This window comes from Neobacillus citreus, from assembly GCF_018343545.2.
GTDB classification, from domain to species: domain Bacteria; phylum Bacillota; class Bacilli; order Bacillales; family Cytobacillaceae; genus Neobacillus; species Neobacillus citreus.
This window is the reverse complement of sequence record NZ_JAGYPE020000028.1, coordinates 14,562-31,590: the sequence shown is the minus strand read 5'-3', so window position 1 is coordinate 31,590 and position 17,029 is coordinate 14,562. Positions and strand designations below refer to the sequence as shown.

The 17,029-nt window shown below is 39.4% G+C and carries 15 protein-coding genes and 1 riboswitch; of the genes, 12 read left to right on the top strand and 3 right to left on the bottom strand.

From position 1 onward, the window contains the following. A partial coding sequence (locus tag KHB02_RS15795; RefSeq protein WP_476739048.1) for a fibronectin type III domain-containing protein occupies positions 1-2,433 on the bottom strand: 2,433 nt, incomplete at its 3' end. An 84-nt stretch (positions 2,434-2,517) separates the two neighbouring features. Next, positions 2,518-2,610: riboswitch (cyclic di-GMP riboswitch) on the bottom strand. A 599-nt stretch (positions 2,611-3,209) separates the two neighbouring features. Here KHB02_RS15795 and KHB02_RS15790 point away from each other — a divergent pair. After that, positions 3,210-3,386, top strand: coding sequence for a hypothetical protein (locus KHB02_RS15790; RefSeq protein ID WP_241113894.1), 177 nt, complete (start codon positions 3,210-3,212; stop codon positions 3,384-3,386). A 346-nt stretch (positions 3,387-3,732) separates the two neighbouring features. On the opposite strand, the gene KHB02_RS15785 is transcribed toward KHB02_RS15790, so the two are convergent. Then, complete coding sequence (locus KHB02_RS15785) at positions 3,733-3,834, bottom strand: YvrJ family protein (protein WP_213148073.1); 102 nt, start codon at positions 3,832-3,834, stop codon at positions 3,733-3,735. Between the two features lie 1,016 nt (positions 3,835-4,850). Here KHB02_RS15785 and KHB02_RS15780 point away from each other — a divergent pair. The 6 genes from KHB02_RS15780 (at position 4,851) to KHB02_RS15755 (ending at position 10,350) form a co-directional block, all read left to right on the top strand. Then, positions 4,851-5,723: a transporter substrate-binding domain-containing protein gene (locus KHB02_RS15780; protein ID WP_213148074.1), complete on the top strand. Its 873-nt coding sequence runs from the start codon at positions 4,851-4,853 to the stop codon at positions 5,721-5,723. Between the two features lie 93 nt (positions 5,724-5,816). Beyond that, complete coding sequence (locus KHB02_RS15775) at positions 5,817-6,551, top strand: amino acid ABC transporter ATP-binding protein (RefSeq protein ID WP_213148075.1); 735 nt, start codon at positions 5,817-5,819, stop codon at positions 6,549-6,551. A 22-nt stretch (positions 6,552-6,573) separates the two neighbouring features. Further along, positions 6,574-7,296, top strand: coding sequence for an amino acid ABC transporter permease (locus KHB02_RS15770; protein ID WP_213148076.1), 723 nt, complete (start codon positions 6,574-6,576; stop codon positions 7,294-7,296). Then, complete coding sequence (locus KHB02_RS15765; RefSeq protein ID WP_241113893.1) at positions 7,293-7,958, top strand: amino acid ABC transporter permease; 666 nt, start codon at positions 7,293-7,295, stop codon at positions 7,956-7,958. Before KHB02_RS15770 ends, KHB02_RS15765 begins: the two co-directional genes overlap by 4 nt. A gap of 108 nt (positions 7,959-8,066) precedes the next feature. Further along, positions 8,067-9,014 (top strand): agmatinase, encoded by a 948-nt coding sequence (speB, locus tag KHB02_RS15760; RefSeq protein WP_213148078.1) that lies wholly within the window; start codon positions 8,067-8,069, stop codon positions 9,012-9,014. 34 nt (positions 9,015-9,048) lie between these two features. Beyond that, the gene (locus KHB02_RS15755; protein WP_213148079.1) at positions 9,049-10,350 is read left to right on the top strand and encodes a hypothetical protein; all 1,302 of its coding nucleotides are present in this window, start codon (positions 9,049-9,051) and stop codon (positions 10,348-10,350) included. 119 nt (positions 10,351-10,469) lie between these two features. Here the strand turns inward: KHB02_RS15755 and KHB02_RS15750 are convergent, their stop codons facing one another. Then, positions 10,470-10,997 (bottom strand): NUDIX hydrolase, encoded by a 528-nt coding sequence (locus KHB02_RS15750; RefSeq protein WP_213148080.1) that lies wholly within the window; start codon positions 10,995-10,997, stop codon positions 10,470-10,472. 531 nt (positions 10,998-11,528) lie between these two features. On the opposite strand from KHB02_RS15750, the gene KHB02_RS15745 reads away from it, so the two are divergent. From KHB02_RS15745 to solA, 5 genes are all read left to right on the top strand, one after another. Next, positions 11,529-12,791 (top strand): NAD(P)/FAD-dependent oxidoreductase, encoded by a 1,263-nt coding sequence (locus KHB02_RS15745; protein WP_213148081.1) that lies wholly within the window; start codon positions 11,529-11,531, stop codon positions 12,789-12,791. A 43-nt stretch (positions 12,792-12,834) separates the two neighbouring features. Further along, positions 12,835-13,857 (top strand): TRAP transporter substrate-binding protein DctP, encoded by a 1,023-nt coding sequence (dctP, locus tag KHB02_RS15740; RefSeq protein WP_213148082.1) that lies wholly within the window; start codon positions 12,835-12,837, stop codon positions 13,855-13,857. 91 nt (positions 13,858-13,948) lie between these two features. After that, the gene (locus KHB02_RS15735) at positions 13,949-14,476 is read left to right on the top strand and encodes a TRAP transporter small permease (RefSeq protein WP_213148083.1); all 528 of its coding nucleotides are present in this window, start codon (positions 13,949-13,951) and stop codon (positions 14,474-14,476) included. 27 nt (positions 14,477-14,503) lie between these two features. After that, complete coding sequence (locus KHB02_RS15730; protein ID WP_213148084.1) at positions 14,504-15,805, top strand: TRAP transporter large permease; 1,302 nt, start codon at positions 14,504-14,506, stop codon at positions 15,803-15,805. Between the two features lie 34 nt (positions 15,806-15,839). Beyond that, the gene (gene solA, locus KHB02_RS15725) at positions 15,840-17,009 is read left to right on the top strand and encodes an N-methyl-L-tryptophan oxidase (protein WP_213148085.1); all 1,170 of its coding nucleotides are present in this window, start codon (positions 15,840-15,842) and stop codon (positions 17,007-17,009) included. Positions 17,010-17,029: the final 20 nt, after the last annotated feature.

Genomic DNA, 17,029 nt, shown 5'->3' with positions numbered 1-17,029 from the left:
TATATATTGATAATTACCTTCCGGCATATTCGTAAAGGTTGTTGTGGTTGAGGATACAGACCTTTTGAAAACCATCTCTCCATTAATAACTTGATAGACTCTATATTCCTTGGCAAAAGCAGCCGAACTCCAGCTTAATACAATATCATTCCCGTTTGTAATCGTTTTTGTGAGATTACCTGGAGCCTGCATAATAGGGAACACTAATGTTAAATCTGCTTTACTTCCTTCCGGAGATTCACCAAAGCGGTCGCTGTATGAGTTTACTACAAATTGATAATCTCCTTCCGGCATATTTGTAAACGTGGTTGAAGTGGACGTTAGAGTCTTTTTTAAGACTAATCCTCCGTCAATAACCTGATAAACTCGATACTCTTTTGCGTAAGTAACCGTGTTCCATTTTAACGTAATATCATTTCCATTTGATATGGACGAAGTTAAATTTTGCGGTTTGTCCATTATAGGAAAGACTATGGAACCTTTTACTTCTGCTCCATTTGGAGATTCTCCGTATAGGGTTGAGTAAGCCTTGACAATATAATCAAATTCACCTTCTGGCAAATTCGTTAACGTTGTATTTGTTCCTGTAACAGTACGTATTAATACTGCTTCTCCACCAACCATTTGATAAATTTTATAGCTATTGGCAAATTGAACAGCATCCCACTTCAATGTCAGATCATTTCCATTTGTGATACTATATGAAAAATTATTAGGAGCTGGCAATTCTTGACCGCTTAATATTACTTGAATTGGAGTACCTGACTGGGATTCCCCAAAACGGTTGGAATAGGAGTATACCTCGTAATTATATTGGCCCGGAGGCATGTAATTGTAAGAAACCGTTGTACCTGTTACGGTATTTTTCAATACTTTTTGGTCATTCACTATTTGGTACACTTTATAGCTTGTTGCATATTCAACAGGGCTCCAGCTTAATGTAAAATAGGTTGGATTGATGATCGTTTGAGTCACATTGGCAGGGGCATTCATTGTTGGATGAATCAAAGAAATAGTAATATTGGTTCCCTCACTGGATTCCCCAAACCGTGAACTATAAGTATGAATTTCGTATTGATATTCTCCTTCTGACAGATTTGTAAATGTAACAGCAGGAGTCGATACGGTTGATTTTAATGTTTTTTTGCCATCTATAACTTGATAGACTTTATAATTGGTAGCATTCTCTGCAGCACTCCAATTTAACACGATGTCATTTCCGTTTTGAATCTTATAAGAAAGATCATTAGGAGGATACATTTTTACAGTTTCAATGTTAAAAGAAACTTTGGATCCTGATTCTGACTCGCCAAAACGGTCGCTGTAGGAATAAATTTCATACTCATAATTACCACCTGGAAGCATTGTGTAAGTAACCGCTGTTCCTGTCACTGTACTTTTAAAGATTCGTTCTCCATTAACAACTTGATAAACTTTATAACCTGTTGCATACGGGACAGCTCCCCAACTCAACGAAACATCGTTTATGTTTTGAATTTTATATGTGACGTTACTTGGCGGCGTCATGACGATGGAACCTACTGTTAATGACACCTGGCTGCCATCTGGAGATTCTCCAAAACGGTCACTGTAGGAATATACTTTATAAACATAGTCTTCTGCGGGTAAATTAATGTATTTAACGCTTGTCCCCGTTACCGTACTTTTTAGGTCAAGCTGCCCATCAACAATCTGGTAAACTTTATAACTAGTTGCATAGTCAGAAGCCTGCCAATTTAATGTAACATCCGTCCCGTTTGTAATGGTAAAGGAAAGATTTGAAGGCTGCTTCATTACTGGGTAAATCAAACCAACTTTTACAGGCGTTGAATCTGGTGATTCCCCATAGAGAGGATGATAGGCAGAAACAGCGTACGTATAGGAACCTTCTGCTGCATTCACTTTGGTGTAAGTTGTTGATGTTGTAGTTGTTAAAAGGGTCTTTTCTCCCGCATCTGAAATTTGATAAATATTGTATTTCTGGGCATATTGGGATGTACTCCAGCTAAGAACAATATCATTGCCATTTCGTATTGAAGAGGTTAATGTCGCTGGTGCCAGCATATTAGGGTAAACAATTTCAACACTTACAGGAGCGGAAGGACCAGATTCTCCGTCACTGCTAAGGGTTGATACAACATATCTGTATGATCCTTCGGGAAGATCGTTCAGACTGTAGCTTGCTACCGTGGTATTTCCTAACAGAACTAGCTGCCCATCATTAATTTGATAAATCTTATATCCGGTTGCCCCGAATACAGAACTCCATGTCAGCTTTCCATCGTCAGGTGTTATTGTTTGGTAGGCTAAATTACTTGGAGGCAAAATGCTGGTGCTCGCTGATACCATAACATTCCCAATAGGAAATACAAGTTGGTACATTAGAATTAGTAATGCTAGAAAAGTTGGAATTCTAAACAAATTTTTAATCATACTATAGACCTACCTTCCGTGTAAAAAAAGGCAAATAAAATAGAACCCAAAGAAGGTTCATAGAAATGTAGACCTATGACTTCTTGTGGTAACCGGCTGCCATCCACAAATAATATTATGTGGTTCAGGCCCTTGGCTTTGCGTCTCACGGTTTCCCATGATTTGCCCTTTTCACTTTTTTACCTATTACTTAATAACTGGTTGCTTAATCTGTTTAGGAACAGTCTTATATTAATCACCTCACGTTCTTTACATCAATATAAGTATCGGAAATTATTGAAAAAAATTTATACTTGAAATTGGAAAATAAAAAAATATTACAATATATTAAACTGTTTTTTCAATACAAGTAGACGTTGGGCTTTGGGGTTTATTACAATTCAAATTTGGCCATTACATCCGTTATAGTGAAACGTATCGAAAGTTAATCATATAACAACCTATGTATTTCCTTGTTATTCAGCAATCGGACGAATTTCTTGATTAAAAAGACGGCCGTTATTTCGTGAACGATACAAATGGTGAATTTGATTAGGAGGGGGATTGAGGGATTTTGTTGAATTATGTATTTTGTTAATTTTATTACAAGAGAGAGGTGCGATGTCAGTTGTCGAGAGATCACCGTATTTGGTTTCTCGGGGCCCAATATCATATTACGAACCGGGGAAATCGGAGGGCTGCTATTTTTTATGATAATTTTGAGCGTGAAGAGTACTTAAAGATTTTTAGAAGAAACCCGCCGATATTTTCCCTTTAATCTCCACGCTTATTGCCTCATGACCAATCACATTCATCTTCAAATCGAAACGATTAACCATCATCCAAAAGATTTCATAAAAATGCTAAATTCCCGCTATGCCATGTATTTTATTAAACGTCATCACTTTGTTGGTCATGTTTTTCAGGGGAGGTATAGAGCAGAACTGATTGATACTGCAAGAATATTTTCTTGAGGTTAGCAGGTATATTCATTTAAATCTCGTTGAAGCAAACATGGTTAAGTCTCCCGACATTTATCGCTGGAGCAGCTATAATGCTTATGTTACTTAAACCGAAGACCCTCATGTTACTACCACGAGAACATTATTGTATTTTTCATATCCACAGAAGGAACATTACCGCCGCTTTGTTGAAGGGCCTTAACGATGCTTCCTGCAACATCAAATTTCGGAAAAAACGTTCAAGAAAATAAAGCCAATTATCACCTTGTCGGCAAGGTAGTTGGCTTTACTCATGAATGGTTCTTAAATGTCGATATTATCTTCACGCCTTCATTCGCTCGGGCAGGCTTTGTATTGACTAGACCACTAAATCGTACTTCGACTCAATACGATAAAGCAGATAGAGGGTCACAACAATTGGGAATCCCACTTCGTTGATGAAAGGGATGATTTGATCCACGGTGATTCGCTCCTTTCTAATTATTTTTTAAAAAAAGGCTGGTTTCACTAGGGAACCCGGTCTCGGTCTACGACTCTTGCGCCTTTTGAGGTTCATCAAGGTCTACTTGAAACACTATGCGAAGCTTTGAACCTTCTAACAATGCTAGTGCCATTGTTCCTCACCTCCTTTCACCTTTTATTTAGTGTTTTGGAGGCAAAAAGGACAGAGGAGATAAATATTTTTTAGTAGGGATGGTCCATATGCTTCATGCTTGTCTACTAATTTTTTTGTACCGTCAAAAGTCTACAATTAGATAGCCCTTTAGAATGGGAAAACCATTAGTAGCAAGCTTTTTTAAGGCATATATACAAACGTTTAAGTAACTTACAAATTATTTGCATATTATAAATTTGCAGCGTTTTAATATCAGGAAAGTGTTTTTTTATCAAATGTTTATGTAGTTCATAGGAAGGAAGTATGGTAGTTGTTGGTTATATTTTTTTGCCTGCGATAGGAGGGAGAACTATGATCAACCTTGGATTATTATGATTTAATATATTTTATTTTTAGTGTCCAAGCTCATTTGGGTTTATTGATCAGGCGCTATTTTTCGTGCGCATATTAGTCATTTTTCTTTTGCACATTCTAAAAGTGTTTAGATAACTCTATTAAATTATATCAGAAAATTGGAAAATAACTATTTTATCATAATATTGACAATATTTTGTCTATACCATAATATCTAATTATGTTTTAAATCATATTGAAAGGGGGGGGCGAAAAGTATAAAGTACCAGAGATTTCGAACATATAAAACTAAAGATTTTTTCCCGAAACATTTGGGAGAGGAAAGTCATCATCTTGAGGCCGAATGGTTGTATACAGGCTGGCATTGCTAGAATTGTTGGTAGAAATTGATGTTGCAATTGTATGAAGTGAATAGTGAGTATGAATGGTGATTTATTTTTTTATCTTATTTACGGTATATTTTTGGAAATATTCCTTAAATAGAAAATAAAATGAGGGGGTAAGACATGAGAAAAAAGTTTTTCGTTCTAAATCTTATCGTTATATTTGTCCTTTTGGTCCTTACGGCGTGTGGTTCCAATTCAGAATCTACTAGCAGCAATTCTTCAGATAAGAGTTCTGCTGCCGATCGTAAAGACAGCAATCTCCCTGCCCTGCCAGATGACATTAAGAAAAAGGGAAAATTGGTTATTGGGGTAAAGGTAGATTTTCCGCCTTTCGGTTCTATGGATGCAAGCGGGAAAAATGTTGGATATGATATTGATTTTGCCAAGAAATTAGCCGAATTTGCGTTTGGAGATGCTAATGCTGTTGAGTTTGTCCCAGTTACAAGTGATAATCGTATACCATTCCTAAATTCCAAAAAAGTTGATTTATTGATTGCCTCTCTGGCTGCAACAGAAGAAAGAAAAAAGGTAGTTGATTTTACAGATCCATATTTTGGTACCTCCAACTTAACACTGGTGAAGAAGGATAGTAACATTAAGGAATTAAAGGATTTAGAAGGTAAAACAGTCATTACATTAAAAGGTTCTACAGAGGCTTTAGCACTTCAAAAAGCCGTGCCTTCTGCCCAACAGCTGCAATTAACAACACTTGCCGAACAATTGCAAGCGCTTAAGGATGATCGTGGCGTGGCGATGGTTAAAGATGAATCTGTGCTTTACAAAATTGTTGATCAGGATTCCTCCTATAAAATAGTGGGCGAACCATTCGAACCAATGGCTATTGCTGCTGCCGTTCGCAAAGGGGATACAGAATATTTAAATTGGCTAAATGCTGCCATCAAGGAAGTTTCATCACAAGACCTCTTCTACAAATGGTTCAAAAACTGGTTCCCAGAATTCAAAAACACTCCTCAATTATTACCTAGACCTTAAGTAAATCATTGTATCAAGATGGGCCCGAAAAGGGGAGCCCTACTTATATGAATCCTCTTTTCGGGTAATCGTTTAATAGAAAGGAAGGGTCTGATGACGAAAACAAAAATGAAAATAGAAAATGTACACAAGAGCTTTGACCATTCCTCCGTTTTACGTGGAATCACGACCTCAATCTCAGAAAAAGAGGCTACGGTTATTATTGGTCCAAGTGGGTCAGGAAAAAGCACTTTGTTACGCTGCCTTAATCGTTTGGAGTCCATTAATGATGGAACAATCTATTTGGATGACCAATCCTTTATGGATATTCCCATTCAAAAACTAAGAACAAGAGTAGGCATGGTCTTTCAGAGTTTCAATCTTTTTCCTCATCTCAGTGTAATGAAGAACTTATTACTTGCTCCCACGAAGCTTCAAACAAGCAAGTCAAAGGATGAATTAATGGAGCTAGGATATTCCCTCCTTGACAAGGTAGGCATGAAGGAAAAAGCGGATTCTTATCCGGAGGAACTTTCAGGCGGCCAGCAGCAACGGGTTGCGATCGCAAGAGCACTCATGATGGAGCCCGAAGTGATGTTGTTTGATGAAGTAACGTCAGCCCTTGACCCGGAACGTGTTAACGATGTTCTTGAAACCATGAAGGATCTGGCTAAAAGCGGTATGACAATGGTAATCGTCACCCATGAAATGGGCTTTGCAAGAGAAGTGGGCGATAAAATCATCTTTATGGACCAGGGTGTCATTGTCGAAGAGGGGACACCAGAGGAAGTGTTTGGAAATTCTAAAGAAGACAGGACCAAAGCATTCCTAAGAAACGTATTGAAATAAATGAAAGGAAGGTGATAGACCGTTGAAATTTGATATTGCCTTTATCATAGACCAGCTGCCGTATTTAATGACAGGGCTGAAAATGACCTTATTATTAAGTTTTGCCAGCTTGGTTCTTTCTCTTTTGATTGGCATAGCGGGTGCTGTTATTCGCATTTTGAAGGTGCCAATTCTTAGCCCCATTATCATCGGATATGTGGAGCTCATTCGAAATACGCCATTGCTTGTTCAAATTTTCTTTTTATATTTTGGCCTTCCATTTATCGGATTGAAATTGTCAGGAACCGTAACGGGAATTGTTGCTCTTAGTTTATGGGGAGGAGCGTATGCCATCGAGAATTTCCGCGGGGGATTTAAATCTGTTTCAAAGAGTTTGAATGAGGCGGGATATTCTCTTGGTTTGAACACGTACCACGTGTATCGCCACATTATCATTCCAATTGGATTTCGAGTAAGTTTCCCGTCTTTTAGCAACACGGCCATGTCTGTCGTTAAAAACTCAAGCCTGTTGGCTGGTATTGGCGTTTTGGAATTGACCTTTACTGCACTCAATTCGGTTGCGGTTAGCTTCAAATATATCGAAATGTTTTTGTCATTAGGGATCATCTACCTCCTAATCGTCTGGGTTCTATCCTTTCTGTTTGCGTTAATTGAACGCAAATTAGATTTTAAACGCCGATCTGCCAAAAAGGCATTATTTAGTTTTAAAGGAATGGCAAATAAAACTTACGGAAAGGCTGGATGACTATGAATGCCATAATAGAAAGCTTGCCGTTTCTGTTAAAGGGCTTTGGCTATACGGTTTGGCTGAGTATTTGCTGTGTTGTAGTGTCTGTTATCGTTGGGGTAATCGTTGGAGTGTTACGGACACTTGAAAATACAGTTATTCGCTTAGCCAGTAAAGTATTCATTGACGTATTTCGAGGTATCCCGACTTTAGTTGTTTTATTTTTAGTCTTTTTCCTGCTGCCGACTATAGGTTTCCAAATCCCTAACTTTCTATCTGCACTTATTGGGCTAAGCCTTTGGGCGATTGCCAATGTTGCCGAAGCAGTCCGTGGATCCATCCAATCGATTCCAAAGACACAAACAGAAGTAAGCTATGCTCTTGGTTTAAATTATGTTAATACGATGATGTATGTCATTATCCCCCAAGCGACCAAGCGTGTGCTACCTTCTATTATTGGGATTTTGACCAACTTGGTCCAATCCACTTCCTTGACTGTGCTAATCGGTAATGTTGAGTTTTTAAAGTCGGCTCAAATTACGATTGAGCGGATTACGATGATGGGTAGCAATAATACTGCCGTTTTTATGCTATATACTCTAGTTTTAGCGGGGTATTTCATCATTTGTTATCCCCTTTCTCTATGGTCAAGAAATTTGGAAAATAGATTAAAAGTTTAATATTTAAATATCAAGGTAAGAAGTGATTTGAACATACCAAACAAATTAACCATATGCCCTACATGGGGAGTATTCAAACAGCTAACCAATTAACAGGAGGAATTAATAATGGATAAGATAAACATGCCTATAACAGGAATATGCTCATTTGCAAAATACCCTATTTGTGATGATTTAGAAAAACTAGATGCAGACATGGCGGTCCTTGGTGTACCTTATGATTTAGGGGTAGGATTTTTAACAGGATGCCGTTTTGGCCCGCGCCGCATAAGGGAGGTCTCCACTCATTATAGTCGTGGAGATGCAGGATTCTATGATCCGGAGCTTGATGAAGTATTTCTTGCAGCTCCACTTAAAATTGTAGATTGCGGTGATGCGGATGTCATTCATGGTGACATTCAAGAATCATTCAACCGTATTGAATGGGCTGTCCGCAAGATTCGGGAAAAGGGTGCCATACCAGCCATCATGGGCGGAGATCATTCCATTTCAATCCCGATTGCTCGCGCACTTGAACCAGAGGGATCGGTAACCGTGGTTCAGCTCGATGCGCACCTTGATTGGTCGGATGCTCCCGGAGGACAAAGATGGGGAAATGGAAGTCCTATGCGCCGCATGTCTGAAATGAAGCATATCAAGGGGATGGCTCAAATCGGTTTGCGAGGATTAGGCAGCAGCCGGAAGGAAGACTTTGATGCTGCTAAGGAATTCAATAGTGTATTAATATCAGCTAAAGAATCCATGGAAATGGGGGTAGAAGGTATACTAGCTAAAATTCCTGAAGGAGATAAATATTATGTAACCATTGATATTGATTGCTTTGATATCTCTCTTGCCACGGGAACAGGATCACCATCACCAGGAGGCTTCTCCTTTGATTTCCTAAATGATATTTTAAAAGGATTGGCGAAAAAGGGAGAAATTGTATGCTTTGATTTAGTTGAAGTGGCTCCGCAATACGATCCGACCGGAGGGACGCCTCGTGTAGCGGCTATGACTATGCTAAACTTTATGGGGCATATATTAAAACATAAGGGAACGAGACAGAATAAATAACTGCCAGCAATGGGTCTGTAAAGAGGATGGTTATATGAAAAAGAAAAGAATCGGGGTTGTTGGGCCAGAAGATACTCAAAAATTGGTCTCACAAGTCTTGGAAGATACTAAGTACAACCTAGAAGTGATTCCCCTACAATATTCTAGTTTTGAAGAAACAATTGAAATTGTAAAAAACTATTCAGCAATGGTGGACATTTGGCTTTTTACAGGGGAAATGACCTATAATATGGTAAAAGAAAAAGGCCTCATTGAAAATGGGTACTTTTTGGAATTAAGCGGGATGAGTCTTTCTACGGTTCTGCTTGATATAGCCTATAATTTTGGCTATAAATTGGAACGAGTCAGTTTCGACACTATTTCAGAAAATGAATTGTTGGAAACGTACCAAGATTTATCCATTGAAAGCAGCCAAACTCAGTTGTTGCCATTTGTTTCTAGTCTAACTCACCAAGAAATTGTTTCCTTTCATACATCCTTATATGAACAAAAAAAGGTAGATGTTTGTGTTACAGCACTTCATTCTGTATACCAGGAGCTTCAAAAAAAGCAGGTGCCATCTTTTCGTTTAGCTCCGACTAGAACATCAATTTTGAGGGCATTTGACCGTATTACTAAGAATGGCCAATTATCCCACTTTAAAAAGTCCCAAATTGCCGTGGTCATGATTCAAGTGGATGAACTATTTCATCTAAAAGGGGAAGGGCTAATGGCCTATGATGTGCACCAGTTGAATTTAAAATGCCAAGAAATTATTTTAGACTATACCCGAAAGATCTTTGGTTCCTTTTCTCAAAAGGGCGTAGGGACGTTCACCATTTTCTCTACTCGGGGAGAAATTGAAGCAAATGAATTGAGTGGGTTGAATCTGTTAGAAAAGTTAAGAATTTTGTCCGATTTGACCGTATCTATAGGGATTGGTTATGGGACTACATCCTTTTCTGCAGAGAAACATGCCAGCTTGGCACAATATCACGCTCAACAAAAGAATGGTCATATCATTGCTACGGTTGATGAGGAAGGTAAAATTCACGAGTTGTCAAATCAAGATACTTCATTTGTTTATGGATATCGTACGGAGAATGAAGATTTAAGCAATAGGTTGGAGAAGGCAGGAGTGAATATATCGACATTCAATAAACTCTTATATATCCAAAGCCAATCCAGTGTTAGTCTTACTGCTTCTTCAGTTGCAGAGCAATTGGAGATGACATCTCGCAATGCACGAAGAATTTTGCTAGGTTTAGAAAAACATGGCCTTGCCAAAATTATAGGTCAAGAGACACCCTTAACGAAGGGGCGTCCAAGATCTATTTATACCATATTATCTTCATGATAAGATTAGAGATTGCTAACTACATTTTGTAGTTAATCAATCTCTTTTTTTATTTACTTTTTATAGATATAGATGAAATTTGGATTTTTTGAGTCATAGCACTAAATTAATGTTCCCGTTTAATCCACAATTAGCTTATATCGCAATATGGCCGCCAGCCCTGCGCCGTGCTTGAATTCACCAGATTTAATTAAGTTATTTAAATCTTTCATCGAGATCTTATGTACTTCAATTTGTTCGCTGTTTTCTAGGTTTTGCTCCGTTGCTGTTAACCCTGCTGCTGCAAATAAATGGATCTCCTCGCTTGTAGAACCCGGAGAAGGGTAGAAGCTTCCTAAATCGAGCCAATGCTCAGCCTTATAGCCTGTTTCTTCTTCTAGTTCCCTTTTTGCCGTTTCCAGAGGAGTAGGATCGCTATCGTCAATCATTCCCGCTGGCAGCTCCCATTGCCAGCTTTTCATGGCGTGGCGATATTGCTTTATACAGACGATTTCATTGTGATCCGTAATCGGGAGGATACACACACCTTTCGCAAAATCTATATAGGAAAACGTCTTTTCCTCCCCATTTGGGAGAACGACATGATCCATTGTTATTTGAAAACGATCCACCTTTTCATTTGTAGAACTTTCAATTTTCCAAGACATATTAAACACCTCAAGTTTTAATCATTATCCTCATTTTACACGGATTCCACTAGAAATAACATTTTTTCAAGATTAGGTAATCAAAAGATTAAACAGTTGGACAGATTTTTGAAGGGTAAAAAGGGGGGCTAATGGATTATTATTTTAGGATTTTTTTAAGGATGAAATCATTCTACCATCTAAGTCCGGCTTCCACTAAATGGCAATGACTAAGTTTCATCTTATAGATATCCTTTTGGGGTGAACCATCAGAGGATTAAAAGTTACTAGCTTGGAATCAAACTGGCTGGGTACCTTCACCCAGAGTGTCTTTATCTTTCATTCAAGTAAGTTATCTAACTATTTTTTTAAAGTGTTTTTTTAGTAATCTCGAATAGTCCCTTGCACCACCCCTCCATTCCTCCTGGTAGTAGACGAAGTATTTACCCCTTTCTTCACTTGATTTTCCTCGATTTTGGTAATTTTTTGATTACATTCCTATATACATTAAAGTAAAGTACAAACCTTTAAAAAAGAATAAAGGGGGATTTAATGTCCAAAGTTATTGTGATCGGTGGGGGGATTATAGGATTAGCTAGTGCCTATTACTTAAGAAAAAAGGGCTGTGATGTGGTTGTTTTGGAAAAGGGAGAGCCAGGGGCTGCCTGTTCAAGAGGAAATATGGGCTGGATTTGTCCTACTTTATCGGAACCTGTACCGGCTCCTGGCCTTGTTAAGACAACCCTAAAATGGATGATGCGCTCAGATAGTCCGCTCTACATAAAACCTACCATTGTGCCTTCCTTATTCCCGTGGTTATACCAATTTTGGCGGAATTGTAATGAAGCTACATTTGAAAAGGGTTATGACGCTGGACTGATGTTAAGCAGGGAAACGTTCAATCTATTTGATGAGCTGGAACGGGACAAACAGGTTGAGTTTGAGATGCACCGCAAAGGGTTGTTATTTGTTTTTCTAAAAGAAAATCTGGTGGAAGAAAAGTTCAATGAACTGCAAAGGGCAGCGAAAATCGGCCTGCCGTTGCCAGAAATCAAAACAAGGTCTGAAGTATTAGAAATGGAACCGGCGTTATCCGATTCGATTGCGGGCGGATTGTTTCTCCCGGCTGAACGGCATGTCCGGCCAGAGTCTTTGAGTAAAGGGCTGTATAAGTGGCTGGTGGAAAATGGTGTTGAAGTAGTAACGAATTGCGAGGTCGGGGACTTTATCCATCAGGAAGGCAAAATCATCAGGGTACGTACCAATCATGATGTATTTGAAGGGGATCAATATTTGCTGACTACTGGAGTATGGACTAAGCAGGTTTTAAAATTTCTAGATTTAAATATTCCTATGACAGCCGGTAAAGGGTACAGCATTACCATTTCCAATCCATCGTCAACCATCAATCGTCCGCTTTATCTTGGGGACTCGAAGGTTGCCTTAAGTCCATTTAACGATGCCATCCGTATTGGAGGTACGATGGAGCTCTCCGGAATCAACACCAACATGAATACGCAAAGAGTCAACAGCCTGGAGAACGGCGTTTCGAAATATCTAAGATCTTCTATAAACGGCAGTAAAAAGGTTTGGGTCGGAATGAGGCCGATGACCCCTGACGGTTTGCCAATACTAGGCCGCGTTCCGACGTTTAACAATCTATATGTTGCTTCTGGACATGCTATGAGCGGAGTATCTATGAGTCTAGCTACTGGGGTTACCATGGCCAATTTCATCTATGACTCTCAGTCGCCGGTAGATCTAACGCCTTTTTCACCTGAAAGGTTTTCCTTAACAGCAGCGAATCGAACATAAAGAAAAAATGATTTTTTGTAAAATTTAGATGGGGGGCTAACTTTTGTTTAAAAAATTACTTCCGGTGTTCTTGGTTTTCATGTTAATCATTACAGGTTGTGGTGGAACGAAGAGTGGATCGAATGGTGAGGGTGCTTCCGGCAAAAAGATAACCTTAAAGGTGGCTGGGCAGTATCCATTAGAACATCCTAACACCAAAAATTTAATGAAGTTTAAGGATGAAGTTGAAAAAGCAAGTAAAGGGAGAATTGAGGTAAAGGTATACCCAGCTAATCAGTTAGGTGATTATACGCTTGTTTACGAGGAGGTTATGAGAGGCACGATTGATATGGCGCTCATCTCCGTTCCAAGCGAATTTGAGCCAAAATTAGAAGTTAACTATGTACATTATCTTGCTGAGAATTATGAGAAAGCGAAGGAATTGTTCAAGCCGGGCTCGTTTATTTATAACACAAATGTAAAGCTGCATGAAAAATTAGGTGTCAAATTCTTATCGTTTCATGTGGAAGGGTTTGGCGGGATAGGTACCACAAAGGAAATTAAAAATCCAACAGAACCGGGTGCCGATAAGGGGTTATTAATCCGGGTGCCGCCAATTGATGTTTTTAGAGGAAATGCACAAGATTTAGGTTTTAGGACCGTTGCCGTTCCATTTGCTGAACTTTATCAGGCACTTCAAACTGGAGTGGCTGAGGGATGGGTTGGCGGACCGCCATCTGCGAATTATACAGAAGTAAGGGATGTTATTAAATATTACTACCAATATAATAACTTCTTTGAAAACACATCGTTAGTTATGAATCTTGACCTGTGGAAAAAAATGAGCCCCGATGATCAAAAGATTATTCAAGATGCTGCCAGCGCATTAGGGCAAAGAAGCGTGGATGCCGCTGAAAAGGACGACAAAGAATACATGGAAAAACTGAAACAAGCAGGGGTTAAAGTAATTACCTTCAGTGATGAGGATTTAAAGAAATTTGCTGAGTTCACCAGAAAAACAACGTGGCCAAAATTAAAGGATCGTTTAGGAGAGGACATTGTTAATGGACTAAGTGCTGATCAATAGAACAAAGGGGAAAAAGGGTGGAGGTGGAAGGCTTCGTTCTTACTATTCCTACCCTTTTCCCTTACTAATCATATGAAAGGGGAATGATCCATTGTCTCCAGACTTGAAGCAGGAACAAAATCTGAATAAAACATGGCTGGGCCTTATTTGGAATGGCTTGTTACGGCTTCAAAGGACAATCCTTATCCTTACCAGTATCCTCATTGTCCTTGGGATTAGTATAACAGCTATTCTTCGATATGTTTTTAAAGTGGATATATTTGGAATGGAAGAAATCATTGTGATTTTTGCCTTTTGGCTTTATTTTACCGGTGGGGCATATGGGAGTTATGAACGAAGCCATATTTCTGCTGATATTATTTCTGCCTATGTAAAAAATGAACGGACGAAATCAATCATTAAAGCTGCAACCTCATTGATCACAACCATATTGTGCCTGATCTTTACCTGGTGGGCCGTACAGTTTTTTATTTGGAGCTTTGAAAGCGGCGGGAAATCTCCGACCTTAGGAATACCTTCAGTCGTTCCTAAGAGTGCGATCTTCTTCGGTTTTATTTTGATGTCGTTTTACTCCATTGTTCACCTCATTAATGATATAAGAGCATGCTTTGACAAATAAAGGAGCGCTAAGGAAGGGAGCGTTAAATTGGTCATTTCTATCGCTTTATTGATATTGTGTCTTGCTTTAGTTGTTGGAATACCCGTACCTTTTGCATTTTTTGCATCGGTTGTCTATCTGATCTTTGCCCAAGGCTATGAACCTAGTTTTCTGCTTCCATATGGATTTAGTCAAATGAGCACTACGGTCTTATTGGCCATCCCTTTGTTTATTATGGCAGGCGGCATTATGGAAAAAGGCAGGATCGCCGGAAAACTGATAGACCTTGTTGAAGTGTTTGTCGGAAAGGTTAAGGGAGGATTAGGCGCTGTTGCGGTCGTATCCTGTGCTGTATTTGGCTCCATTACCGGGAGTGCAGCAGCCACTCTTACCTGTATTGGCACGATTATTCTACCGCGTTTAAAGGAAGCCGGGTATTCAAGGGGCTACGCATCCGCACTTATTTCGAATTCATCAGTCCTGGGCATGTTGATTCCTCCAAGCGCAATTATGATTCTTTATGCTTGGATTGGCGGTCAGTCTGTTCTGGCAAGCTTCTTGGCAACCGTCGTCCCCGGGATTATTTTACTCACACTTCTAATCATCATTAACACGGTTTATGCAAAAAAGAACAACAACATCCAACAACAACAGGAATCCATTGATTTTAATATGTTTGCTAAAAGTTTAGGGAAGAAGACCTATTCTGCCACTCCAGCCCTTGCTCTTCCTCTGTTAGTGTTAGGAGGAATCTATGGAGGCATTATGACTCCGACTGAAGCAGCAGGTATTGCTGTGTTATATGCTGTTCCAGTAGGTTTTTTTATCTATAGAGGATTGGACTTAAAAAGCTTCAAGCAGATTTTGATCGAAACCGCGACCACCACAGGTGTCATCATGGTTATGCTGTATGCGGTTATGATATTAAGCCGGTTATACGTTATGGAGGATTTGCCGGGACAGATTACGAGCTTTCTATTTTCTATCTCAGAAAATAAATATGCATTATTGATCTTGATCAATTTGTTTATGGTCATCATCGGCATGCTGATGGATGATGTAAGTGCCGTATTACTATCAACACCCGTTTTATTACCGGTTGTCACTAACTTAGGGGTAGATCCGATTCATTTTGCTGCCATTGTTGCAGTCAATTTGGGGATGGGGAATATCACTCCGCCAACAGCTCCCCTATTATACCTTGGAGGAAGGATTGGTAAAACGCCAATTAATGAGATGCTAAAACCAACCATGATTATGATTTTATTTGCCTGGCTTCCTACATTAATTTTAACAACCTATTTACCTGAAATAGTTTTATATCTCCCTAATCTGATTCTGGGTAAATAGATTATCTAGATAAAAACAGAGTGAGGTGTCATTTTTGAAAAAACAATACGATGTTGTTGTGGTTGGAGCAGGTACTGCGGGAATGGCTGCAGGATATTTTTTAGCCAAGCAGGGGGTAAAAACCTTACTGATTGATTCCTTTGATCCTCCCCATTCGAATGGAAGCCATCATGGAGATACGAGAATTATCCGCCATGCTTACGGTGAAGGAGAACAGTATGTTCCAATGGTACTTCGGGCGCAGCATTTGTGGGAAGAACTTCAACAGGAATCTGAAGAAACAGTATTCTTGAAAACTGGTATTCTAGGAATTGGACCAGAGGATTCTCCGTTTATGCAGGAGGTCGTAAAGAGTGCAAAAACCTATAATCTGCCGCTTGAAATGATGGATAATGCCAGTGTAAAACAGCGCTGGCAAGGCTTTGAGGTGCCTGAAGGGTATATCGGCTGTTTTGAATCCTCATCAGGCGTCCTATTGAGCGAAAAGTGTATTTCAGCGTTCCGTAAGCTTGCGCTGTGCCAAAACGCTGAATTATGGACCAATACCAGAGTGGAAAATATAGAATTCCAGCCTAATGGAGTAATAGTGGAAACTTCAAATGACAGAGTTTATGCTGACAAATGTATTATTACAGCAGGCGCCTGGACAGGTAAACTATTGAAGTCTTTAAATATTCCATTAACGCCAGTAAGAAAAACAGTGGCTTGGTTTGAGGCCGATGAGGAAAAATATAATCAGCATCAATTCCCGGGATTTTACTACGTTTTGCCAAACCAAATGTTCTATGGTTTTCCTTCTATCGATGGAAGCGGCGTTAAGGTGGGACGGATGGATGGAGGGAAGAACATAGATCCCGACAAAGTGGACCGAAGCTTTGGCATCTACCAGGAGGATGAAGGAGAATTGAGGTCTTTTGTCCAAGCCCATATGCCAGCTGCCGCCGGAAAACTAAAGGTTGGAAAGGTCTGTCTGTTTACCCGAACACCAGATGAAGATTTTATCATTGACCATCATCCTGATTACCCACATGTAGCCATCGCTGGCGGTTTTTCAGGACATGGATTTAAATTTGGAAGTGTGTTTGGAGAAATATTAGCAAACATGACTTTAGGGAAAAAGGTAGAGTACGATTTATCCTATTTTCGGATTGGGAGATTTTCGGGGGCAGAGCCGTTTTCGGGTAGGGAGTTAAAGAAGTATTAATATTAAGGGAAGCCTTTAAT